The sequence below is a fragment of the Candidatus Binatia bacterium genome, assembly GCA_036563615.1.
In the GTDB taxonomy this organism is placed as follows: Bacteria; Desulfobacterota; Binatia; order UBA12015; family UBA12015; genus DATCMB01.
This window is the reverse complement of record DATCMB010000013.1, coordinates 43310-66370: the sequence shown is the minus strand read 5'-3', so window position 1 is coordinate 66370 and position 23061 is coordinate 43310. Positions and strand designations below refer to the sequence as shown.

At 71.4% G+C, this 23061-nt stretch carries 17 protein-coding genes; 5 read left to right on the top strand and 12 right to left on the bottom strand.

Annotated features, from left to right (window positions below; genetic code table 11):
* Positions 1-264 precede the first annotated feature (264 nt).
* The gene (locus VIS07_10005; protein HEY8515832.1) at positions 265-1425 is read left to right on the top strand and encodes a hypothetical protein; all 1161 of its coding nucleotides are present in this window, start codon (positions 265-267) and stop codon (positions 1423-1425) included.
* 70 nt (positions 1426-1495) lie between these two features.
* On the opposite strand, the gene VIS07_10000 is transcribed toward VIS07_10005, so the two are convergent.
* Both VIS07_10000 and VIS07_09995 read right to left on the bottom strand, forming a co-directional pair.
* A complete protein-coding gene (locus VIS07_10000; protein HEY8515831.1) occupies positions 1496-3205 on the bottom strand; it encodes an AarF/UbiB family protein in 1710 nt (569 codons plus the stop codon).
* A 12-nt stretch (positions 3206-3217) separates the two neighbouring features.
* Positions 3218-3814, bottom strand: coding sequence for a hypothetical protein (locus VIS07_09995; GenBank protein ID HEY8515830.1), 597 nt, complete (start codon positions 3812-3814; stop codon positions 3218-3220).
* On the opposite strand from VIS07_09995, the gene gap reads away from it, so the two are divergent.
* Entirely contained in the window at positions 3795-4829 is a 1035-nt protein-coding gene (gene gap / locus VIS07_09990; protein HEY8515829.1) for a type I glyceraldehyde-3-phosphate dehydrogenase, read from the top strand. The two genes, VIS07_09995 and gap, sit on opposite strands and share 20 nt — an antisense overlap.
* A 123-nt stretch (positions 4830-4952) precedes the next feature.
* Here gap and VIS07_09985 read toward each other — a convergent pair whose 3' ends face one another.
* The 10 genes from VIS07_09985 to VIS07_09940 form a co-directional block, all read right to left on the bottom strand.
* Positions 4953-6872 (bottom strand): alkyl sulfatase dimerization domain-containing protein, encoded by a 1920-nt coding sequence (locus tag VIS07_09985; protein ID HEY8515828.1) that lies wholly within the window; start codon positions 6870-6872, stop codon positions 4953-4955.
* Between the two features lie 378 nt (positions 6873-7250).
* Positions 7251-7448, bottom strand: a complete 198-nt coding sequence (locus VIS07_09980) for a hypothetical protein (protein ID HEY8515827.1) — start codon at positions 7446-7448, stop codon at positions 7251-7253.
* Between the two features lie 61 nt (positions 7449-7509).
* Entirely contained in the window at positions 7510-7653 is a 144-nt protein-coding gene (locus VIS07_09975) for a hypothetical protein (GenBank protein HEY8515826.1), read from the bottom strand.
* A 451-nt stretch (positions 7654-8104) separates the two neighbouring features.
* On the bottom strand, positions 8105-10372 hold the full coding sequence (locus tag VIS07_09970) for a PBP1A family penicillin-binding protein (GenBank protein HEY8515825.1): 2268 nt from the start codon (positions 10370-10372) through the stop codon (positions 8105-8107).
* Complete coding sequence (locus tag VIS07_09965; GenBank protein ID HEY8515824.1) at positions 10366-13269, bottom strand: DUF748 domain-containing protein; 2904 nt, start codon at positions 13267-13269, stop codon at positions 10366-10368. The genes VIS07_09970 and VIS07_09965 overlap by 7 nt, the downstream gene beginning before the upstream one ends.
* 330 nt (positions 13270-13599) lie before the next feature.
* Positions 13600-15234, bottom strand: a complete 1635-nt coding sequence (gene malQ, locus VIS07_09960) for a 4-alpha-glucanotransferase (GenBank protein HEY8515823.1) — start codon at positions 15232-15234, stop codon at positions 13600-13602.
* Positions 15235-15550: 316 nt separating this feature from the next.
* On the bottom strand, positions 15551-16759 hold the full coding sequence (locus tag VIS07_09955) for a serine hydrolase domain-containing protein (protein HEY8515822.1): 1209 nt from the start codon (positions 16757-16759) through the stop codon (positions 15551-15553).
* 47 nt (positions 16760-16806) lie between these two features.
* Positions 16807-17484, bottom strand: a complete 678-nt coding sequence (locus VIS07_09950; protein HEY8515821.1) for a sterol desaturase family protein — start codon at positions 17482-17484, stop codon at positions 16807-16809.
* Positions 17481-18224: a GntR family transcriptional regulator gene (locus VIS07_09945; GenBank protein HEY8515820.1), complete on the bottom strand. Its 744-nt coding sequence runs from the start codon at positions 18222-18224 to the stop codon at positions 17481-17483. The genes VIS07_09950 and VIS07_09945 overlap by 4 nt, the downstream gene beginning before the upstream one ends.
* A gap of 776 nt (positions 18225-19000) precedes the next feature.
* The gene (locus VIS07_09940; GenBank protein ID HEY8515819.1) at positions 19001-19678 is read right to left on the bottom strand and encodes an HAD-IA family hydrolase; all 678 of its coding nucleotides are present in this window, start codon (positions 19676-19678) and stop codon (positions 19001-19003) included.
* A 94-nt stretch (positions 19679-19772) separates the two neighbouring features.
* Between VIS07_09940 and VIS07_09935 the strand changes: the two genes are divergently transcribed.
* From VIS07_09935 to VIS07_09925, 3 genes are read left to right on the top strand one after another with little or no spacing between them, the layout of a single operon-like run.
* Entirely contained in the window at positions 19773-21170 is a 1398-nt protein-coding gene (locus VIS07_09935) for a hypothetical protein (protein ID HEY8515818.1), read from the top strand.
* Positions 21171-21207: 37 nt separating this feature from the next.
* Positions 21208-21597, top strand: a complete 390-nt coding sequence (locus VIS07_09930; GenBank protein HEY8515817.1) for a hypothetical protein — start codon at positions 21208-21210, stop codon at positions 21595-21597.
* Positions 21581-23059, top strand: a complete 1479-nt coding sequence (locus VIS07_09925; GenBank protein HEY8515816.1) for a TldD/PmbA family protein — start codon at positions 21581-21583, stop codon at positions 23057-23059. The genes VIS07_09930 and VIS07_09925 overlap by 17 nt, the downstream gene beginning before the upstream one ends.
* Positions 23060-23061 lie beyond the last annotated feature (2 nt).

Genomic DNA, 23061 nt, shown 5'->3' with positions numbered 1-23061 from the left:
CACGCCGCCAGCGAATCCGTCGACGACAATCGAAACCCGGCGCAGTGACGCTCACGCACGGTATCCGACGTCCTGGTTCGACTCCCTCCCGCACCCGCGTTCCTCGTGCGTTCGCGCGCTGCGCCCAGCACGCGAGCGAAGACGCGCCAGGCGGCCCCCCTCGTGTCTTCGCCCCAACTGCCCGCGTGCGCCGCGCCGCAAGCGCGCGCGACCACAGGAGGGACACATCAGATGTCGCACCGGTTTCGTGTCACATGGATGGCAATGGCCGTCGCAGGCCTGCTCGTGTGCGCGCCGAGCGCGCACGCGCAGCTCGGAGTCAGCATCGACCCGACGTCGGGCTTTCCCGGTGACCTCGTCACCGGGCAGGTGAACGTCGCCGACGTCGCCGCGCAGTGCACCACCGACCTGACGGAGTTCCAGGCGAAGTTCGAGGCCGTGCTCGCCGGGCCGTACGACGGCGGCAGTCCGAGCGGCGAGCTCTTCTCGCGCTTCTTCCCGGGGGACGAGTTCGTCTTCGAGAACTGCGACCAGGCCGCGTACAGCATGACGGGCCTGGTGCTGTTCGGCGTCGTGCTGAACCTCAACGGCGCCGCCGAGACCGCGTTCGAGCGCAGCTTCGCCTTCACGTTCGCCGACATCCTGACGCAGGAGCCGGTCGGCGAGCTCGGTCAGTTCGATCCCTTCACCGGTGAGGGCTCGGTGACCGTGCCCGACTTGACGCCCGGTCTGTGGGCGGTCGCGGCGGCCTGCGTCGAGCCGGTGCTCGACCTCGATCAGCTCGAGGCGGGGATCCGCACCAGCGGCGCCTTCCTCGAGTCGCTCGGCTTCCCGACCTGCGACATCAACGCGCCGGAGTTCGTGGAGTACATCGAGCAGCTGCTCGGGCCGGGCACGGACATCTTCGGGTTCCTGTTCGCCTTCGGTCCGGAGTTTCTCCAGCCGATCGTGACGCCCCAAGCGCTCGGCGTGCAGCTCTTCACGATCCTCGAGCCGGCGCCGATCGAGATCAAGGTCGCGAACGCGTTCCGCAGCCGCAGCAAGCCCGGGCGGATCAACATCCGCGGTAGCCTGCAGACCGGGCAGTTCGGTCCGAACGACGCGCTCGATCCGAACTCCGACTTCTCGCTGCGGGTGACCGACGGGCTGAACCTCGACGTGACGCTCGACGTCGACGCCGACACCTGCACGAGCAACCCGCGCGGGCGGATCCTCTGCAAGGACGCGGCGAAGACGTACCAGATCTCGTTCGCGCCGCAGGGCAAGGTCGCGGGCACCTACCGCCTCGACATCAAGCTGCGTCAGCTCGACATCGGCGCGCCGCAGGTCGGGCCGCTGACGCTCGAGCTCGACTACGGCATCCCGCGGCAAGGGACGGCAGCCAACTGCCGCGTCGACGCCGCGAAGCTCTCCTGCAAGGGCTGAGCTCCGTGCTCCGGGGCGCGCGGCGGGGGAAGCTTTCCCGCCGCGCGCCCGCGGCTCTCTCCCCAGACCTTCAGAACCTTCCCGAGCGTAGGAAACCCCAGGCGACGATCAGGTAGCCGCTGCCGGCGGTCAGCAGCCCGAGGATCCCGAGCAGCGCGTTGGCCGGGACGCCGAGGATGCTCGGCCCGCCGCCCGCGGCGAGCAGCGTCGCCGAGCCGACGATCAGCGCGCTCACCATCAGGCTCAGCGCGAGTCGGTTCGCGCCGCGCGCGCGCTCGAGGATCGCGCGGTCGTGGCCCTCGAGCTCGGTCACGACCTTGAAGCGTCCGCTGCGCAGGCTCGCGAGAATCGCGGTCAGCTCGCGCGGCAGGCGCGCGAGCAGCGTGACGGTCTCCTCGCCGGCGCGAATCGCGTCGCGGGCGAGGAAGCGTGGGTCGGCGAGGCGCTCGAGGTAGTAGCGCAGCACGAGCGGGCGCATCGCCTGCATCGGGTCGAGGCGCGGATCGAGGATGCGCGCGAGCCCCTCGACGGTCGCGAGCGCCTTGCCAGTCAAGAGCAGCTCGGGCGGCACCTGCACCTGGTGGCGTGCCAGCACGTCGAACAGCTCGGCGATGAACGCGCCGATGTCGACCTCTTCGAGCGGCAGCTCCTTGTAGGCGTCGAGCATCTCCTGGGCGTCGCGGCGCAGCCCCGCGAGGTCGGCGCGCTCGTCGACCAGCGCGAGCCGCTGGAACAGCGCCACGATCTTGCCCGCGTCGCCGAGCAGGATGCCGGTCATCAGCTCGAGCAGGGCGTCGCGCATGTCGCGGTCGAGGACGCCCATCATGCCCATGTCGATCGGCGCGATGCGGCCGTCGCGCAGGATGAAGATGTTCCCGGGGTGTGGGTCGGCGTGGAAGAAGCCGTGCTGGAAGACTTGCTTGACGACGAACTCGACGCCGCGCCGGGCGAGCGCCGAGCGGTCGATGCCGGCCGCCTCGAGCGCCTCGACGTCCGACGCCTTGATGCCGTCGATGTACTCCATCGTCAGCACGGCGCGGCTCGACAGCTCGGGGTAGTTCTTCAGCACCTTGACGCCGGGGTCGCCGCGGAAGTTGCGCGCGAAGCGCTCGATGTTGCGCGCCTCGCGCGTGAGGTCGATCTCGCGTCCGATCGAGCGACGAAACTCCTCGGCGATCGCGCGCGGCGAGAACTGGCGCGACTCGGGGAGGTTGTCCTCGAGCAATCCGGCGAGCGCGATCAGGATGTCGAGGTCGTTGGCGATGATCGCCTCGAGCCCGGGACGGCGCACCTTGACCACGACCTCCGTGCCGTCGTGCAGCGTCGCGCGGTGCACCTGCGCGATCGACGCCGCCGCGAGCGGCACGTCGTCGAAGCGCGCGAACAGCTCGCCGATCGGACGTCCGAGCTCGCGCTCGATCTCCTGCCGCGCCTGCTCGGCGGGAAACGGCGGGACGCGGTCCTGCAGGAGACGCAGCTCCTCGATCAGGCTCATCGGGATGAGATCGGGCCGCGTCGCGAGCACCTGGCCGAGCTTGATGAAGGTCGGGCCGAGCTCCTCGAAGGCCATGCGGATGCGCTGCTCGGTGGTCAGCGCCTCCGCGACCGGATCCGGCGCCTCGCCGCGCAGCCGGCGCCGCATGCGCTCGATCCAGCCGACGACGCCGAGGCGCGGCACGAGGTCGCCCCAGCCATACTTGACGAGCACCCGGACGATCTCGCGCAGACGCTGCAGATTGCGCACCGTCTGCGGGATGCGGATCAGCGTCGAGAGCTGCATGGCGGATGAGCTTCAGGTGCGCTCGCGCTCGGCGCGCGAAGGCGCTGATCCGTTCGCCGCGAGCGCGCGCTCGATGCGGGCGACCGCGTCCTCGAGCGCCGCGATGCGCGCCGCGAGCTGGTCCATTCCCGGATCGCGCGCCTGGTCACGCGGCGCGTCGTCGAGTAGCGCGAGCAGGCGGCGCGGCTCGCGCAAAGCGTCCGCCACCAGGTCGCGGGCGCGCTCGATGGCGGCGTCGACGGCGCCCGTCAAGCGCGCCGCGAGGTCCGGGGCGAGGTGTCCCGCCCGCTCGAGCTCGCGGGCGATGCGCTGCGCGTCCTCACGTGCGCCCGCGAGGCGGCGGGCGACGAAGCTTCGGCTGTCGGAGAGCACGGGCGCGCTATATCGCATCGCAGCACGCTTGCGCACCCGCGCAGCCGGCGCGCGCGGACGGACGCGCCGGGCACGGTCGCGCCGCGCGCCGGAGGGCGCCGCGCGTCCGACGAGCGTGCCAATTCGGCCATTGAGAACCAGGGCGCGACGCCCTATCGTAGAACGAGATCCCGCACCGGACGGCCGGACCCGGCCCCATTTCAGGAGGGAAGAGCGCATGGCGATCCGTATTGGCATCAACGGCTTCGGCCGTATCGGCCGGCTTTTCTACCGCGTCGCGGCGGAGCGCGGCATCGAGGTGGTGGCGGTCAACGACCTCGTCCCGGCCGACAACCTCGCCTACCTCCTGCAGTACGACACGATGCACCGGCGGCTGATGCTCAACGGCAAGCCTGCCGAGGTCTCGGCGACCGAGAACAGCTTCACCGTCAACGGCAAGACCACCAAGACGCTCTCCGAGCGTGACCCCGGGAAGCTGCCCTGGAAGGACCTCGGCGTCGACTACGTCCTCGAGTCGACCGGCCTGTTCACGGATCTCGAGCACGCCAAGCTGCACCTTTCCGCGGGCGCCCGGCGCGTCGTGATCTCGGCGCCGACCAAGAGCACGCCCGAGGAGGTGCCGACCTTCTGCCTCGGCGTCAACCACGACAAGTACGACCCCGCGAAGCACACCGTGATCAGCAACGCGAGCTGCACGACCAACTGCCTCGCGCCGGTCGCCAAGGTGCTGCACGACAACTTCGGCATCGAGGAAGGCTTGATGACCACCGTGCACGCCGTGACGGCGACGCAGCCGACGCAGGACGGGCCGAGCAAGAAGGACTGGCGCGGCGGCCGCAACGCCTACCAGAACATCATCCCGGCGAGCACCGGCGCGGCGAAGGCGGTGACGCTCTGCATCCCCGAGCTCAAGGGCAAGCTCACCGGCATGGCGTTCCGCGTCCCGACCGCCGACGTCTCGGTCGTCGACCTGACGTTCCGCACGAGCAAGGACACGAGCCTCAAGGAGATCAACGCGGCGATGAAGAAGGCGGCGGAGGGCCCGCTGCGCGGCATCCTCGCCTACACCGAGGAGGAGGTCGTTTCCTCGGACTTCATCGGCGATCGGCACTCGAGCATCTTCGACGCCGGCGCCGGCATCGAGCTCAACAGCCGCTTCTTCAAGGTGGTGAGCTGGTACGACAACGAGGCCGGCTACGCGACCCGCTGCGTCGACATGATGGAGATGCTCGCCACCAAGGACGGCAAGTAAGCCGCGAAGACGACGAGCGGCGCACCGTTCACGCACGCGTGTCCGGCGCGCCGCTCGTGACCGCATCGTGAGCGCTGACGGCGTCGGCGGCCGCGGCCGAGCCCTGTGGATGCGCCGACGCGTCTACGGCGTCACGATGTTGAACCAGAAGTCGAAGGTGTCGAGGTTGGCGAGCATCTCCTCGAGCTTGCCCTCGCTGCCGTCGATCTTGACGTCGCCCTTGGCGACCGCGTCCTTCAGCGTGGTCTGCTGAAGCACGATCTCGTTGAGCGTGTCGCGCGACAGCGTGACCGTCGCGTCGGCGTTCGCCGCCTGCTTGCCCTGGGTGTGGTTCAGGACGCCGTTCACCATCTCGAGGACGTACTTTTCCTCGATGTCGGGGAAGCTCAGGTTGAGGACGATCTGCTTCCCCTGCGCCTTCGGGCCGTTCAGCCGCATGGCGAGGAAGTCGAAGAACAGGTCGAGGTCCATCGCGCGCACCGTGTCCGGGCTCGCCGTCTGCGGGACCGGTAGCTTCGCGACGCCTTCCCGCAGCTCCTTGGCGCCCGTCAAGTAGAAGTTGCGCCAGGGGCCGCTCTCGGCCTGGTAGCCCATCTGCTCGAGCGCGTTGGCCTGCAGGTTCTTCGCGGCCTGATCGTTCGGGTCGGCGAAGACCGCGTGGTTCACGACCTCCGCGACCCAGCGGTACTCGCCCTTGTCGTAGTACTCGCGCGCCTTCTGCAGCAGCGCGTCGGCGCCGCCCATCATCTCGACGTAGCGTCTCGACGCCTCCACCGGCGGCAGCGTGTGCAGCGTCGCGGGATTGCCGATGAACCACCCGAGGTAGAGCACGTAGGTCGCCTTCACGTCGTGGTTCACCGATCCATAGTAGCCGCGGTTCGAGAAGTGCCGTGCGATCGCCTCCGGTAGCTCGATCTGCTCCGCGATCTCGACCATCGTGTAGCCCTGGTTCGCGAGCCGCAGCGTCTCGTCGTTGATGTAGCGGTACATGTCGCGCTGCAGGCCGAGGTGCTGCTTGATCGCGTCGCTGCCCCAGACGGGCCAGTGGTGCATCGCGAACATGACCTCGGCTTGATCGCCCCACATGCTCAGCGCCTGGTTCAGGAACTTCGACCACGCGAGCGGGTCGCGGATCTTGGCGCCGCGCAGCGAGTAGGTGTTGTGCAGGGTGTGCGTCGAGTCCTCGGCGGCGTTGATGGCCTGCTTCTCCTTGATGAAGAACAGCATCTCGGCGGGAGCTTCGGTTCCCGGCGCGTAGAGGAACTCGTAGGTCAAGCCGTCGATGACGCGCGTCTCGCCGGTCTTCGCGATGGTGTCGGTCGGGCGGATCAGCGTGACCGTTCCGGCCGACGTCGTGGTGCCGAGTCCCGCGCCCACCTGACCGGTCGCGCTCGGCGGCAGCAGGTTGCCGTACATGTAGCTCGCCCGCCTGCTCATTGCGGTGCCGGCCATCACGTTCTCGGCCACCGCCGCCTCGAGGAAGCCCGCGGGCGCGTAGACCTTGACCTTGCCGGACGAGACGTCGGCTTGGTCCACCACGCCGCGCACGCCGCCGTAGTGATCCACGTGGCTGTGCGTGTAGATCACGGCGACCACGGGCTTCTTCGGCCGGTGCTGGTAGTACAGGTCCAGCGCCGCCTTGGCGGTTTCCGCCGAGACCAGCGGATCGAAGATCGTGATGCCGCTCTTGCCCTCGACGATCGTCATGTTCGACAGGTCTTGGTTGCGGACCTGGTAGATCCCGTCGGTGACCTCGAAGAGGCCCGAGACGTTGATGAGCTGAGACTGCCGCCAGAGACTTGGATTGACGGTATCGGGAGCCGACTCGCCCTCCTTGATGAAGTCGTACTTCGCGGGGTCCCAGATGAGGCCGCCCTCGCCCTTGATGACCTCTTGCGGCAGCGGCGCGATGAAGCCCTTGTGCGCGAGTTCGAACGGCGTCTTGTCGGCGAACGGCAGCTCCTTGAGCAGCGCGGCGTTGGCCGCCTTGGTCGACTCCGTCGCCGGCTTCGGGGCTTCCGCGGCCACCGCGCCGCGCGTCACGCACAGGCACGTTGCAGTGAGCGAAATCAAGGTCGCGGTGGTCGCGCAGGCTTTCGTGCTCTCTCGTCGTCGAATCACGTCGACCTCCTCTGGCTGCGTTGCGGCAGCGGCTAGCCGGTCGGGAACAGGAGCTGCACCTGAACGCGCAGCGTGGTGTCGCCGACCGCGCTGGGTCGCTCGGCGTTGTAGTGGCCCTGCAGCGAGGCGTTGATCGGCTGGGTGCCCACCTGAACACCGTGCCGAAGCCGCCCCCGACGGGGACGAGCCAGCGCTGATCGTCGGGCGCCCGCCAGTTGGCGGTCATGATTGGCGCCGAGACCAGATACCAGCCCGTCGCCCCGAAGTTGTAATTGACAAAGGGCTGGAGCAGCATCTGGTTCACGTAGGGCGTGTCAAAGTCGCCGGCGAGCGAGAAGGCGTTGCTGACGAGCGCGCCCAGTGCTGCACGTCGCCCAGGCCGAAGGTGCCGCCGGTGCCGCGCGTCACGTCGGGCTGCCAGTCGAGCGGCACGATGGTCCGGTTGAGCAGATTGACCTCACCGACGCCGATCGGGATCGCCGGCTGGACGTTCAGCACGTTCTGCCTCCGGCCGTGCGGGTTCGCGCCGAAGGTGGTGTGTTCTGAAAGGGCAGCGAGATCAGGTCGCGACCGGGTTCTGCGACTGCTTGGCGAGGTCGACGTCGCTCTGCGCGACGCCGTCGCAAGGCAGCACGAGCAAGGCGAGCCAGACGATGACTGCCGGCGCGGCGCCGCGCGAGGGCGCGTCACGCCGCGGCGGCATCGCACGACGTGCACCGCGCCGTTCGCACGCGCGGACGCTGCGCCGGGCTCGCCGAGCAGGCGTCGAGGTCGTGCGGAGAGGCAGCGCTCCTTCGTCCATCGCGGTCCCGTCCATGCGCATCACCGGGCAGTGCGGATGGAGTCGCATCGCGCACGCGCGATCTCGCGTCTTGGGCCATGTAGGTCAGCGTCTACGCGCTGACGATGCAGATCGTGAACGAATCGCTTGCGACGACGTCTCGTCGATCACCTCGCGGCAGGCGCGTTGCCGCGTTCGCCGCGACGTCCCGGGGGCCCCGGCTGCGATGGCGTCGATCGAAGGTGGCTCGCCGACGTTTCCTCGGCGGTACTAGCGGGGCGATCTCCAGTCAACGACCTTCGGGAGATCGGACGCTTCGACATCGTGTGGCCGATTTTCGAGCTCGACGGTCGAACGATGCGCGGACGACGAACTAGTGATCGACGGAGGCGTCATGGATCTCGTCCGAAGTTTCTTCCGCGCGCGGCGCCGAGCGCTTGGGCTCGGTGCCCGCGACGAACGCCTGCATCCGTGACGCGCGCCCCTTGACCGCGAGCAGCCCGGTCGCCGCGTCGATGCGCACCATCTTGACGTCGTCCGGCTGCGGGAAGTCGCGCACCGGGCGGCCCTCGAGCGCGCGCTCCATGAACTCGGTCCAGATCGGCGCGGCGGCGCGTCCGCCGGTGAACGAGCCCAGCGTGCGCTCGGCGTCGAAGCCGACCCAGACGCCGACCAGCATCTCCGGCGTGAAGCCGACGAACCACGCGTCCATCGACTCGTTGGTCGTGCCGGTCTTGCCGGCCGCCGGACGCCCGAGCTTCTTCGCCTCGCGCGCCGTGCCGGCCTCGATCACGCCGCGCATCATGTCGGTGACGACGTAGGCGGTCGCCGGGTTGAGCACGCGCGTGAAGCGCGGCCGCGTGCCGGGGAAGTCGCTCGGCTGTCCGTACGCGTCGCGCACCGAGGTGATGAAGACCGGATCGAAGCGCTGTCCCATCGTGGCGAAGACGCCGTAGGCGCGCGTCAGGTCGAGCAGCGTCACCTCGCTCGTGCCGAGCGCCAGCGACAGGTGGCGCGGGAACTCGGTCGGGAAGCCGAAGATGCGCAGGTGCTCGCGCAGGCGGTCGATGCCCACGTCCATCGCCACCCGGATCGACGCCGTGTTCAGCGACTTGACGAGCGCCGTCCGCAGCGGCACCGCGCCCATGTAGCGGTGGTCGAAGTTCTTCGGCGTCCAGCGGCCGCGCCGTCCGTCGGGCAGCGAGAGCGGCGCGTCCTGCACGATGGTGGTCGCGGTGTAGCCGTTGTCGATCGCCGCCGCGTAGACGAACGGCTTGAACGCGGATCCCGGCTGACGACGCGCCTGCACCGCGCGGTTGAACTGGCTGCGTCGGTAGTCGACGCCGCCGACCATCGCCTTGACCTCGCCGGTCTCGAGGTCGATCGCGACCAGCGCGCCCTCGAGCTGCGGGTCGGTGTCGAGCGCGAACCGCATGACGCCGTCGTCGCCGCGCGCGACCGGATCGACCGAGATCACGTCGCCGCGCTTGAACGAGCTCGTGGCGCGCTTCGCCGCATCCTCGGTGCGCGGCACGATGCCGTCCTCCCACGGCGTGCGGATGTGCACCGCGTTCGCGTCGACGCTGGTGACCACCGCCTCCTGCGGACCGTCGGGCGTGCGGCTTCGACGCTGCCGGGCGAGGAAGTCCTCGATCTCGTCCGCGGCGATCCGCCGCACGACGCGCCGCTTGCCGAGCCGGCGCTCGATCTTCGTGAGGCCGTCGCGCAGCACCTCCTCGGCGATCGCCTGCAGCCGGAGGTCGAGCGCGGTCTGCACCTGCAGGCCGAGCGTCGCGAACGCGCTGCCGTACTCCTCCTCGAGCAGCGTGCGGACGTGGTCGACGTACCAGGGCGCGGCCTCGTAGCGCACCGACTTGCGCTCGGCGATCGTCAGCGGCTCGGCGAGCGCCACGGCGTGCTCCTCGGGCGTGATGAAGCCGACCGCGAGCATGCGATCGAGGACGTAGCGCTGACGGCGACGCGCGGCCTCGGGGTAGCGGCGCGGATCGTAGCGGCTCGGCGCCTTCGGCAAGCCCGCGAGCAGCGCCGCCTGCGCGAGCGTCAGCGACGCCGGCTCGACGTCGAAGAACGAGCGCGACGCGGCCGAGATGCCGTAGGTCCCGGAGCCGAAGTAGATGTGGTTCAGGTAGAGGTAGAAGATCTCGTCCTTGGTGAGCTTCGACTCGAGCTCGATCGCGAGGATCATCTCCTTCGACTTGCGCTCGAAGCTCCGCTCCGGCGACAGCAGGAGTTGCTTGACGACCTGCTGCGTGATCGTGCTCGCACCCTGCACGATCTGACCCGAGCGGACGTTCGCGACGATCGCGCGCGCGATGCCCATCGGGTCGATGCCGCGGTGCTGGTAGAACTCGGCGTCCTCCGCGGCGAGAAATGCGCGCTTGACGTGCTCCGGGATCGCCGCGATCGGCACGAGGTAGCGCCGCTCGACGTAGAACTCGCCGATCGGCGTGCCGTCGGACGCGTACACCCGCGTCGCCGTCGGCGGCCGGTAGTCGAGCAGCTCGGTGACCGCGGGCAGGTCCTGCGTGAGCTCGCGCCACACGGCGACCGCCGCGAGCAGGACGAGCAGCGTCGCGCCGACGATCGTCCACAGCACGATCCGCAGCGCGAGCCTCACCATCGCCGCACCTCCGCGCGCGTCGCCGACGCCTCGAGCGTCGTGTCGAGCTCGACCGACGCCCGCACGGTGGGCGGCCCGGCGCTCGCTGCCGTCGGCGACACCTCGTTCACCATGATGCGCGAGGGCTCGACGCCGTGCCGGTCGACGAGCTCGCGTGCGACCTTCGCGACCCGCGCGCGCGCCAGCGCCGTCAGCCGGTGCGGATCGATCGGCGGAGCCGCCGCCACGATCTCGCGCAGCACCGCCTCGTCCTCGGGGCTGAGCCGTCCGGGCCGTCCCGCGCGCCGCTCGGCGAGCGCCTCGCGGATGCGCGTGTCCTGATCGCGGACGCCGAACACGCGCAGCACGCCCATGAATCCTTCCGGCTCCTCGAGGTACTGCGCCGCGGCCTGCTCGGCGAGGAAGCGCCGGTCGTGCTCGGACACCGTGCTGCTGAGCTCGACCACCGCGTCGCTTCGCGACGCGAGCAGGTAGGCGATCTCGCCGAGCTCCTGCTTGGCGCGAACGCCGAGCTCGTCGCTGCCGGGCGCGAAGCGGATCTCGATCGGTCTGTCGGGGAGCGGCGCGAGCCGCGCGCGCGTGACCGCCGAGCGCAGCGCGCTCGCCACCATGGTCGGCACGTCGCCGCGCGAGCCGAGCGTGAGGCGCAGCGTGATGTCGCCGTCGGAGTCGCGCAGCGTCGCGATCGCGTCGCGCACCGGCATGCCGAGCGCGCGTCGCAGCGCGTCCTCGTCGCCGACGATCTCGGGGCGCTGCAGAGCGACCGTCGCGTCGGCGCTCCAGCCGTCCTGACGCAGCCAGATGCGCGCGAGGAAGCGCGCGGTCCCGCCGGCGAAGCCGTAGGGCAGCTCCGCCTGCTGCAGGTACGGCGTGAGCGCGGCGAGCGGCACGTCCTGCGCCGAGAGCTCGATCTCGCTCGTGCCGCCGGAGCGCGATGCCGCGACCGTCATCCGTCCGAGGCGGCGGTCGCGGCCCTGCACGACGAGCTGCGACGCCCCGAGCCCGGGCAGGCGGACGTCGCGCGCCCAGCCCTCGAGCAGATCGACGTCGAGCGCGGTGCGCCGCTCGTGCGCGAAGTCGAGCACGATCACGCGACCGCCGATGGTGGTGAGCTCGCCGAGGACGATCGGTGTCGCGGCATCGAGCGTTTGCGCGGGCGACGGCGCCGGCGGCTCGGCTGGCGCGGCGGCCGCGGGGACGACGGCCGCGTCCGTCTCGGGCGCCGATTCCGACTCGGCGCGCACGGGCATGAGACGCGCCCAGAGCAGCGCCGGATCCTCGGCGAAGGGCGGCACGAGCCAGCCGTCGGGGGCGCGCGTCAAGAGCACGTACGGCCGCCGGACGGTCGCCCTGCGGAAGTGCAGCGCCGCGGGACGCACCGTGCCGCGCGGACCCGCCGCCGGACGGACGCCGTCGAGCTGCAGCTCGAGCGTCGAGGCGCCGATCGCGAACAGTCCTGGATCGGGCGCTGCGAGCCAGAGCCCGTCGACCGCGAGCTTGCCGCGCACGGCGACCGGCGGACCGTCGGTGGCGCCCGGCGCCACGTCGACCGTGAGATCGGCCGAGGCGACGCCCGCCTGCACGAGCTCCGCGAACGGCAGCTTGAACGCGCGCGCGAACAGCGCGGCGTCGATGCCGTCGGCGGTGAGGCGGCCGTCGATCGTGAAGCCGCGCGTCAAGCGCGCGGTGCCGTCGAAGGTCGCGATCTGGTCGCCGCGTCCGAGCCACGCGCGCAGCGGCGACCAGTACGCGGCGGGCCCGAGGTTCTCGCCGACGACGCTCGCCGGAAGCACGATCGCGGGCTCGGCGCCGACGACCTCGACGCGCGCGTACGGCGCCGCAAACCGCGCCACGGACCACGTCCAGCGCGGGCTCGCGGCGGCGCTGCTCGCCGCGCGCCGCTTGCCGTCCGTCGCGGCCGGCTGCACGGCGGTCGCGTCGAACAGCGGCACCGGCGCCGTCAGGTCGGGACGCACGGCGAGCCGTGCGCCGTGCAGCGTCAGCGCCTCGAGCACGACGCGCTGGCGGCGAAAATCGATCTTGTCGAGCTCCGCCTCGACGCGGCGGATCGCGAGGGCCGGCGCGTCGAACGTCGGCACGTGCACCGTCACGCGACGCGCGCGCAGGCGGCCGCTCAGCGTGTCGCGCCGTCCGGGCTCGCGCTGGTAGTGCAGCTGCCCCGAGAGCCTTCCGGCGACGAGCGCGCCGCCTGGCTCCGGCAGGTACTCGCGCAGGCGCTCGAGCGGCACGTCCTTGACGCGCAGGAGCGCGTCCACCACGAGGCTGCCGTCGTCGAGCACGTCCGTCGTGCCGTCGATGCGGATGCGTCCGCCCTCGACGAGCACGTCGACGTGCAGGTTCGGCGCGCGCTTGAACGCGCTTGCGCGCCGCCGCATGGTCGAGAACTCGGCGTCGCGCACCCCGAGCTCGAGCGGCGCGCCGTCGTCGCCCGTGTCGCGCACGCGGACGAGCGAGTCGCGCAGCATCACGCGGTCGATCGCGAAGCTCCAGCCGGGCGGCAGCTCCGGCGCCGCGTCGACGTTCAGCAAGCGGTCGAGGCTCGTGCCGCCGTCCGCCGTGCGCTCGACCTCGATGCGCGCCGACTCGAGCGCGACCTCGCGCACGACGAGCGCGCGGTGCAGCAGCGGCAGCCACTGCAGGTCGAGGCGCACGCGCGCCGCGTGGATCGCGGGCTCGAGCTCGTCGCCGTCGGAAGCCGGCGCGCCCGGACGGTCGACGCGGACGTTGCCGAGCGTGACCACCGCGTCGATCGGCGCGAAGCTGACGTCGCCGACCTGCACGCGCGCGCCGAGCGCGCGCGACAGACGCTCCTCGAGAAACGGCCCGACGACGAAGGGCGCCGCGATGCGCAGCCCGACGAGCAGCGCCAGCAGCACCAGCCACGCTCCCCAGCGCCGACGATGCCGCGCATCGAGAGATGGCGTCGCCGCTTCGTTCGGTGGCGCTGTGTCGTCTGCGAGATCGACCGAGGCAGGAGAAGCGTGATCCTGCAAAGCACTACGATCGTATCGCCGACCAAAGGGGAGACAAGCGGGTCGGCCGAATCTTTGGCGCGCCGGGCGGGGCGGGCGCGCAGACGGGGCTGGCGAGGGGGAGGCTGCCGTGCGCAGCGCGCAGTCGAGCTAGGTGCGGCGAGCAGGATCGTTGCGCACGTCGCTGCTGCAGCGCACGGTCGGTGCGGCTGCGGACGTTCGGGGCTCGCGCGCTCACCTCGGCGCGCGCTCGTCGGACGGCGGCTCGTCGAGGTCCTCGTCGTCCTCGTCGGGCGCCCCGCCGTCGGTCGCGGCCCGGACCACGGTGCCGGTCGCCGCCGATGGTTTCTTGACGGCGCCCGGCTTCTCGGGCGCGCGGCCGTAGAGCTCGGCCATCTCGGCGAGCCGCCCGACGTGCCAGTCGGTGATCGCGTCGGCGCGCATGCGCCACTGCCAGTTCCCCGACGGGCGTCCCGGGTGGTTCATGCGCGCCTCGCTGCCGAGGCAGAGCACGTCCTGCATCGGGATGATCGCGGTGTCGGCGACCGAGCTCAGCACGCCGCGGATGAAGTCGTAGGCGATGTCCTCGCCGCTACGCGCGAAGTAGCGCTGCGCGTTCGAGCGCTCCTCGGGCGTCGTGGCGTGGAACCAGCCGACGGTGGTGTCGTTGTCGTGCGTGCCGGTGTAGGCGACGCAGCGCCGCGGGTAGTTGTGCGGCAGGAAGGGGTTGGTCGCGTCGCTGTCGAAGGCGAACTGCAGGAGCTTCATCCCGGGCAGCTCGAAGGCGTCGCGCAGCTCCTCGACCTCGGGCGTGATCGCGCCGAGATCCTCGGCGATGATCGGCAGGTCGCCGAGGGCGTTGCGCGCCGCCTGCAGGAAGTCGGCGCCGGGCCCGGGGCGGTAGCGTCCCTTGATCGCGGTCTTGGCGCGCGCCGGGATCTCCCAGTAGCGGTGGATGCCGATGAAGTGGTCGATGCGCAGAATGTCGACCTGCGCGAACGTCGTGCGCAGCCGGTCGAGCCACCACGCGTAGCCCTGCCGCGCGAGCACGTCCCAGCGGTAGAGCGGGTTGCCCCAGAGCTGTCCGGTCGCGCTGAAGTAGTCGGGCGGCACGCCGGCGACGACCGTCGGCTTGCCCTCCTCGTCGAGGAAGAAGAGCTCGGGGTGCGCCCAGACGTCGGCGCTGTCGTAGGCGACGAAGATCGGGATGTCGCCGATGATGCGCACCCCCGCCTGGTTCGCGTAGCGCCGCACCTCGTCCCACTGGCGGAAGAACATGAACTGGATGAATTTGTGCTTGAAGATCGCCTCGGCGTGCTGCTCGCGCGCCGCGGCGAGCGCGTCGGGCTCACGACGCGCGAGCGGACGCGGCCACGCGCTCCAGGTCCGCAGCTCGTGCGCTTCCTTGAGCGCCATGAAGAGCGCGAAGTCGTCGAGCCAGTGCGTCTGCGCGCGGCAGAAGGCGTCGAAGTCGGGCGCGAGCGCCGCGCCCGCGTGCCCGCGGTGGAAGGCCTCGGCGGCACGCGCGAGCAGCGCCATGCGGTACGGGATCACCGCCGCGTAGTCGACGCGCTCCTCGGGGAAGGGCGGCGGGTCGCGCAGGTCGTCCTCGGACAGGAGCCCGTCCGCGACCAGGCCCTCGAGGCTGACCAGCAGCGGGTTCCCCGCGAACGCCGAGAAGCACTGGTAGGGCGAGTCGCCGTAGCCGGTCGGTCCGAGCGGCAGGACCTGCCACAAGGTCTGGCCCGTGCGCACCAGGAAGTCGACGAAGCGCTTGGTCTCGGGGCCGAGGTCGCCGATGCCGAAGCGACCGGGCAGGGACGTCGGGTGGAGAAGGATGCCGCTCGCGCGCTGCTGGATCTTCTTCAAAGCCGGGTCCTCTCGCTGCAAGACGGGGCGTCGGATGCCGGAGCCGACTTGCGCCTAGCATTCGGCGCTGTGCGCGGCTGCAAAGTCGAGGCCAGTGGGGACGACGCGACCGCGCGCACGACGCGCGGGCCACGCGTGCGCACCCGCGTGCGACGCATGCACACCCGCAAGCGTGGGCCGCGACGGCGCCGACATCGCGTGCGGATGATGTCATGCGGAGCCGGCCGACGTGAAGCGGCGGCGCGTGAACGGACGGAGCGCGAGTGGGCCGCGAAGACTTCGGCGACGCCGCCCACCCGTGCGCCCGCGACGCGGCTCAGAGACTCGCATAGACCGCGTCGAGCAGCGCGCGGTTGCGCGGGTTCTGCCAGCGCGGCCCCATGTCGTTCATCACGTAGCCGAGCGCGACGTCGGCGTCGGGGTCGCAGAAGCCGAGCGCGCCGCCCGAGCCGAAGTGGCCGAAGGCGCGCGGGTTCGGACCCAGCGGGCGCTCGGCCTGGGTGAGCTGGAAGCCGAGCCCGAAGCGCGACGGGCGCTCGAGGATCAGGTCCATGCCCGAGGAGTGCTCGACGATCGCCTGCTCGAGCGTCTCGCGCGCGAGCACGTGCACGCCGTCGAGCGCGCGTCCGTGGCGCAGCGCCGCGACCAGCGCCGCGTAGACGCGCGCCACGCCGCGCGCGGTCGCGTGTCCGTTCGCCGACGGGATCTCGGCGAGGCGCCACTCCGGCCGGTTCACCCAGCCGTCCTCGCCGGAAAGCCCCGGCGGGTTGAGGTACGCGCAGTAGCGCAGCGCCTGGGCGTCGGGCAGCATCGTCGGGTCGGTGCGCGGGAACGGCAGCGTCGCGTTCCAGAGGAAGGTGGCGATCCGCGCGTGCTCGCTGCGCGGCACGCCGAGGTGGACGTCGGCGCCGAGCGGTCCCGTGATCACGTCGCGCAGGAACGTCCCGATCGACGTGCCGCTCGCCCGGCGCACCGCCTCCCCGACCAGGAAGCCGAAGGTGTTGACGTGGTAGCCGTGCTGCGTGCCGGGCGGCCACCATGGTGCTTGACGCTCGAGCGCGCGCGTCATCGTCGCCCACTCCAGCATCGCGCCCTCGGGAAGCGGCGCGCGGATCGCCGGCAGCCCGGCGCGGTGCGCGAGCACCTGGCGCAGCGTGACGCCTTCCTTGCCTGCGGCCGCGAAGCCCGGCCAGGCGCGCGCGAGCGGCTCGTCGAGCCCGAGGCGACCTTCCTCGACGAGGCGCAGCGCGCAGATCGTGACCAGCGCCTTGGTCACCGAGAAGACGTTGACCAGCGTGTCCTCGCGCCACGGCGTGCCGCGCGCGGGATCGGCGAGGCCGCCCCACAGGTCGACGACGACGCGCCCCTCGACGACCACGGTCACCGCCGCGCCGACCTCGCCGTGCTGCGCGAAGTTGGCGGCGAACGCGTCGCGCACGGCGGCGAAGCGCGGGTCGCAGCGCCCGCCGATCTCTGGGACCGGCGCAGACCGCGGCGCGGGCGGGCTTGGCGGCGCTTCGCTCACGCTTCTCGATAGCGGCGCCGCCGCGCCGAGAGAAGCCGCCGCCGCGATTACGCGTTCGCCGGGCTGCTCGCGCCGAGCGTGTCCTCGAGGCCGAGCGTACGGCAGGTCGGCGAGGTCGGCACCTCGTTCAGCGCCGGCGCGGTGCCGAGCAGACGGTCGCCCGACAGCATGCTGACGCCGAACCAGTAGTTCTCGTTCTTGCAGTGGTGCAGGCGGTGGTTGCGCCACAGCCGGTCGTAGAGCCACGACTTCGGCCGGTAGCGCGTGTGCACGAGGTAGTGCACCCACTCGTAGTGCAGCGTCAAGAGGAAAAACGTCGCGAGCCCGGTGAAGGCGAGCTCGAGCGTCGGCGCGAGCGTGATCCAGAGGAAGAACTCGAGCGGGATCGCGTACAGGAAGACGTGCGACGGGATGAACAGGATGTCGATGTTCCAGGGATCGCGGTGGTGGCGGCGGTGCGAGCGCGGCACCGGGAAGTCGATCGTGCGGCCGAACAGCGTGATCGGCTTGTAGTGCAGGATGAAGACGTGGATCAGCCACTCCTGCAGCGGCCAGAAGGCGACGATGCCGGCGACGATCGCGAGATCCCACCAGGAGAAGCCGTCGAGCGCGAGCCGGACGCCGAGCGTCACGGCGCTCGCGGTCACGAGGACCCGCGGGCTCAGGTAGCGGAAGAAGCAGCGCGCGGCTGCGGGCAGCGTGTTCGGGCTCTCGCTGACGGTCATACGGCAACTCCCTTCGGGCTGCGGCCGGCCTCGAGCAGCTCGGCCGCGGCGAGCAGGCGCTCCTCGCCGCGTCGCGTGAGCGTGCGCGCGACGCGCTCCGCGCGCTTCGCGTCGCCCCGGCGCACGGCGTCGGCGATCGCGGCGTAGCTGCGCAGGTCGCGCAGCTCGTCCTCGAGCACGCCGGTCAGGATGTCCATGCACTTCTCGTAGGTCTGGCGCAGCGAGTTGTAGGCGAGGCGGTAGGCGACGTTGTCGGTGCCGTCGACCAGCGCCGACCAGAACTCCATCGCGAGCGTCTGCAGCGTGCGGTTGTCCTCGCCCGCGGCGCGCATGCGCTCGACGATCGGCTCGAGCAGGTCCGCGACGCGCTCGCCGCCGCGCAGCGCCGCGAGCCGCGCGATGTCGGGTGCGAGCGCCGAGCGCATCTCGATGACGCTGCGCACGACCTTCGGATCGAAGCCGCCTTCGGTCACCAGCAGGTCGGAGAGCAGCTCGAGCCCGGCCGACGAGCGGTAGTCGAGGACGCGCGACGCGCCGCCGTGCTGGACCGAGACCAAACGCGCCTGCGCGAGCCGCTTCAGCGCCTCGCGCACCGCGCCTCGGTTGACGCCGAGCGCCTCGCACAGGGCGCGCTCGGCGGGCAGGCTGTCGCCGGCCTGGAAGGCGCCGCGCACGATCTGCTCGCGGAGCTGCTCGAACACGGCGTCGGAAAGGGAGCGCTTCTGCACGGGCCTCAGCACGAGCCTCGTCCTAGCAGCAGCTCATCTGCTGGTCAACTGGTATGACCAATTGCGCGGCGATGCAGCCGGTTTGGAGCGGGTGGTGTGAGCGCGTCGGTTTGGGCGCGTCGACGGTGACGCTGAGCACGACGTGAGCTCGCGCGACCACCGCGCGACCAGCAGCGGCGACGGCGGGCGCGCAGGGGCTGCCCGCACGCCGGCCCGCTGGGCGTTTCAGGCAGGCCGGGGCGAACGTGGTGCATGCGATGCGCCAAGTTCCGTGCGTCCAGAGCGGCGGCAGGTTGGCTTCCGGGGTGTCTCGCCAGGGGTGGTCGCGGCCCGTCGTCGCGTGAAATGAGCCCGTGCCGTCGCCACCCGACCCGCAGGAGCCACGTGCGTGCCGGACGCGTCGACGGCGGCGTCGTCGGTGGAGCAAGCTGCTCGCGATAGCCGTCGAACCCAGGGCCCCGACGAGCACGGATCGATGCCTGCCACGGCGCGCAGGTGCTTCCGAGCGTTGGCAAGAACATGAATCAACGCGTTGCGCACCATGCGCGGCGTCGACAGGGCGAGGGCATGGTACCGGTCGCGACCGCGGCCGCTCCTACGCGGTGATAGGGAGCCGAGCGACTGAAGCTGCAGCTCGGTGGTTGGCCTGCGTGCGCACCGCCCTCACTCCGAGCGTGGTGATCCGCGCGATCGCAAGGCTCCTCAGGCGCCTGCGTCCCAGTTCTCGAACCGCTTCCACGTGCGCCGCGATCGCCCAGTCTCCGCGACGACGTTCAGAGCAACGCCACCTACCGCACGGGCTCGAGCGGCAGATCCTCGACCCTGAGCTCGCGCAGCGACCCCAGCACCACGTCCGCCGCCGCGAGCCGCGCCGCATCCATCCCCGGGTAGGGCACGCCGATCACCTGCATGCCGGCCGCGCGCGCCGCGGCGATGCCCGACGGCGCGTCCTCGAGCACGAGGCAGGTCGCAGGATCCGCGCCGAGCTCGCGCGCCGCGAGCAGGAAGATGTCGGGCTCGGGCTTGCCGCGCGCGATCCGCGGGTCGTCGCCGGTCACGACGGCATCGAAGGTCGAGAACCAGTCGCGGTGGCGCGTCGTCTTGAGCTCGAAGAAGCGACGGTTCGAGCTGGTCGCGACCGCCTGCGGCACGCCACGCTCGCGCAGCGCGCGCGTCAGCTCGACGGCGCCGGGCATGGGCTCGGCGCTCGGCATCCGCGCGGCGAGCAGCTCCTCGCGCTCGCGCAGGTAGTCCTCGGGCGTGATCGGCAGGTCGAGCGTCGCCACCAGGTAGCGCGCCGACTCCATCGCCGGTCGGCCGACCATGTGGCTCTTCACCGACCAGTCGAACACCTTGCCCCAGCGGCCGACGATCTGCTGCGTCACCTCGGTGTAGAAGCGCTCGGTGTCGAGCAGCAGACCGTCCATGTCCCAGATGACGTGGCGCACCGGGCGCTCGAGCAGCATGCGGGAGCGCTTGCACGCGCAACCGCGAGCCGCAAGCATGCTCGAGCGACGGACGGCCGCACGCGAGCGCGGCCCGAAGGTCATCGGAGGGAACATGCGGCGATCGCACGCGGTCGCGGCGCTGGTACTGGCCGCGCTCTGCTTCGGATGCTCGGACGCGGAGCGCGCGCCCGCGCTGCTGGTCGGCGTCGCGCGACGCGACATCACGCCGAGCCCGGCGACCGCGCCGCCCGACGGCAGCGTGTACCTCGGTGGCTACGGCTTCGGACCGGAGCGTCCGTCGACCGGCGTGCTGGCGCCGATCCACGTGCGCGCCTTCGTCGTCGAAGGCGAGGGCGGTGCGGTCGCGTTCGCCGAGAACGAGACGCAGGGCGCGTTCGCCGCCTACCGCTCGGGTCCGTACGGCGCGGTCGACATCGCGGCCGAGGTCGAGCGCGCGACCGGCGGCGCGATCGCGCGCACCGCGGTGATCGTCGGCTCGAGCCACAGCCACGCCGGACCGGACACGACCGGCGTCTGGGGCGGGCTGCCCGACACCTACCTCGAGTTCCTGCGCGAGCAGACGATCGGCGCGATCCTCGACGCGTGGAGCGCGCGCCGTCCCGCGCGCCTGTGGACCGGCACCACCGACGCAACCGATCTCATCCGCAGCCAGTTCTCGGAGCCGCCGAACGACCAGGTCGACGGCGAGCTGCGCGTCCTGCTCGCGACCGACCCGGGCGGCGATCCCGCGCGTCCCTTCGGCATGCTCGTCAACTACGCGGCGCACGCGACCGTCATGGGCGGCGGCAACACGCTGATCTCCGGCGACTGGCCGGCGGTGGTCGCGGACGCGCTCGAGCGCGGGCTCGGCGTCGAGACCGCGCTCGTCATGGTGGCGGACGTCGGCCGCACGCAGCCGCGCGACGGCGACGTGCCGGGCGACACCGACGTCGAGAAGCTCGACGCGTACTCGGCCGTCGTCGAGCAGCGCGTGCTCGACGCCGTCGCCGCCGCGCGACCGCACGAGGGCGCGACCGTCGCCGCGACGCAGCTCTTCCTGCGCGAGCCGTACGCGAACCCGTTCTTCCCGCTGTCGTTTTTGGGCCAGCAGATCTCGCGCAAGGATTCGCCGCCGTGGCTCGACGGCGAGACCGTCGGGACGTTGGTGTCGGCGGCGCGCGTCGGCGACCTGCTGTTCGTCGCGGTCCCGGGCGAGGGCTACCCTGCGATCCAGTTCACGCTCGAGCAGAACGTCGACGCCCGGGAGCACTTCGTCTTCGGCCTCGGCAACGACCAGCTCGGCTACCTGATCGCGCCCGAGAGCGGCTACCCGCAGGTCGCGGCCGCCGCGCCCGACAACGACAACGCGATCTTCAACGTGAGCCCGAAGATCGGCGACCACGTCGCCTGCACCGCGCTCGCCGCGGCGCGCGCGGTCGGCTTCGCGGTCGGCGACGATCCCGAGTTCTGCGCGCCGTACGCCGCGGAGGACCGATCGCTACCGTTCTGAGCCGCGTGCCGAGCCACCTGCCGAGCCGCGTACGCCGATGACCGAGCTCGTCGTCCTGGTCGCCGCCATGCTGGCCGTCGACGGGCTCGTGTGGGGCGGCGCGGGCTACTTCGTCTTCCGCCTGCTCGGCGGACGGCGACGCTGGTGGATCGGCATCCTCGTCACGGTCGCCGCGCGGCTCGCGCAGCAGGCGTTCATCCTGCTGCCGCTGATCCGGCTCCTCGACCTGCGCGTCGGCGACGAGCAGATGGAGTGGCTGCTCAGCACGGATCGCATGGTCGACCTGCTGACGCTCGACCCGCTGTCGGACGTCTTCCTCACCGCGCTCGCGACCGTGCTGGGCTTTCTGCTGGCGGGCTGGCTCGACGAGCTTCGCGAGCGTCGCGCCGCGCGTCGCGCCATGGCGCGCGATGACGCCCGTCGCTAGCCTGCACGCGGTGTCCGCGTCGCTCGAGTCGCTCGCCCGACGTTTCTCGGCGCTCGCGCCGCGCGCCGAGTTCTGGTCGCTGCGCGCGGTCGAGGAGCGCGACGACCAGATCGCCGTGCGGCGCGGCGTCGTGCAGCCGCCGCGCACGACGCTCGACCTCGGCGTGATGGTGACCGTCGCCGACCAGGGCGGCATCGGCTACGCCGCGACCTGCGACGTGAGCGACGCGGGGCTGCGCCGCGCCGCCGAGCAGGCGCGCGCCTGGGCCGCGAGCAGCGGGCGCTACGGTCTCTTCGACCGCGCGTGCCTCGAGCGTCTCCTGCGCGCGCCCGCGCGTGGCACGTACGAGAGCGTCGTGCGCCGGCCGTGGGACGCGCTCTCGCTCGCCGACAAGGTCGACCTGCTGCGCGCGCAGTGCGAGCGCTTGAAGCGCGACGAGCGCATCGTCGACTGGTCGGCGGCGCTGTGGCGCACCGAGAGCACGACGCTGCTCGTCACCAGCACCGGCAGCGAGATCCGGCAGACCTTCCACTGCCTCCTGCCGATGCTGAGCGCGACCGCGGCGGCGGACGGCGAGTCGGTGACGCGCAGCCTCGGCGGCCACCACATGGCGCGTCAGGGCGGGCTCGAGATCCTCGACGACGTCGGCTTCCTGGATGCCGCGCCGCGCGTCGCCGAGCAGGCGCTCGAGCTGCTCGCCGCGCCCGACTGCCCGACCGCGACGCAGGACCTGCTGCTCGCGCCCGACCAGATGATTCTGCAGATCCACGAGTCGATCGGGCACCCGCTCGAGCTCGACCGCATCCTCGGCGACGAGCGCAACTATGCCGGCACGAGCTTCGTCACGCCGGACATGTTCGGCCGCTACCGCTACGGCTCGGAGCTGCTCAACGTCACCTTCGATCCGACGCGCGCGGGCGAGCTCGCGAGCTACGCCTTCGATGACGAGGGCACGCCCGCCGAGCGCACGTGGATCATCCGCAACGGCATCCTGCTGCAGCCGCTCGGCGGCGCGCTGTCGCAGGCGCGCGCGGGGCTGCCGGGCGTCGCCAACGCGCGCGCCAACGGCTGGAACCGTCCGCCGATCGACCGCATGGCGAATCTCAACCTCGAGCCCGGCACGTCGAGCTTCGAGGACATGGTGCGCGCCGTCGAGCGCGGCGTCTACATGGAGAGCAACTGCTCGTGGTCGATCGACGACTCGCGCAACAAGTTCCAGTTCGGCTGCGAGTGGGGACGCGTGATCGTCGACGGCGAGCTGCGCCACGTCGTCAAGAAGCCGAACTACCGCGGCGTGTCGGCGAGCTTCTGGCGGAGCCTCGCGATGGTCGGCGACGAGAGCACGGTGCAGGTGCTCGGCACGCCGTTCTGCGGCAAGGGCGAGCCCAATCAGGTGATCCGCGTCGGACACGCGTCGCCCGCGTGCCTGTTCCGCAACGTCGAGACCTTCGGAGGTGCTTGACG

Coding starts and splice junctions, on each gene's coding strand:
- VIS07_10005 (HEY8515832.1), top strand. CDS start 265: ATGGCCGTCGCAGGCCTGCTCGTGTGCGCGCCGAGCGCGCACGCGCAG.
- VIS07_10000 (HEY8515831.1), bottom strand. CDS start 3,205: ATGCAGCTCTCGACGCTGATCCGCATCCCGCAGACGGTGCGCAATCTG.
- gap (HEY8515829.1), top strand. CDS start 3,795: ATGGCGATCCGTATTGGCATCAACGGCTTCGGCCGTATCGGCCGGCTT.
- VIS07_09995 (HEY8515830.1), bottom strand. CDS start 3,814: ATGCCAATACGGATCGCCATGCGCTCTTCCCTCCTGAAATGGGGCCGG.
- VIS07_09975 (HEY8515826.1), bottom strand. CDS start 7,653: ATGCCGCCGCGGCGTGACGCGCCCTCGCGCGGCGCCGCGCCGGCAGTC.
- VIS07_09970 (HEY8515825.1), bottom strand. CDS start 10,372: ATGGTGAGGCTCGCGCTGCGGATCGTGCTGTGGACGATCGTCGGCGCG.
- VIS07_09950 (HEY8515821.1), bottom strand. CDS start 17,484: ATGACCGTCAGCGAGAGCCCGAACACGCTGCCCGCAGCCGCGCGCTGC.
- VIS07_09940 (HEY8515819.1), bottom strand. CDS start 19,678: ATGCTGCTCGAGCGCCCGGTGCGCCACGTCATCTGGGACATGGACGGT.
- VIS07_09935 (HEY8515818.1), top strand. CDS start 19,773: ATGCGGCGATCGCACGCGGTCGCGGCGCTGGTACTGGCCGCGCTCTGC.
- VIS07_09930 (HEY8515817.1), top strand. CDS start 21,208: ATGACCGAGCTCGTCGTCCTGGTCGCCGCCATGCTGGCCGTCGACGGG.
- VIS07_09925 (HEY8515816.1), top strand. CDS start 21,581: ATGACGCCCGTCGCTAGCCTGCACGCGGTGTCCGCGTCGCTCGAGTCG.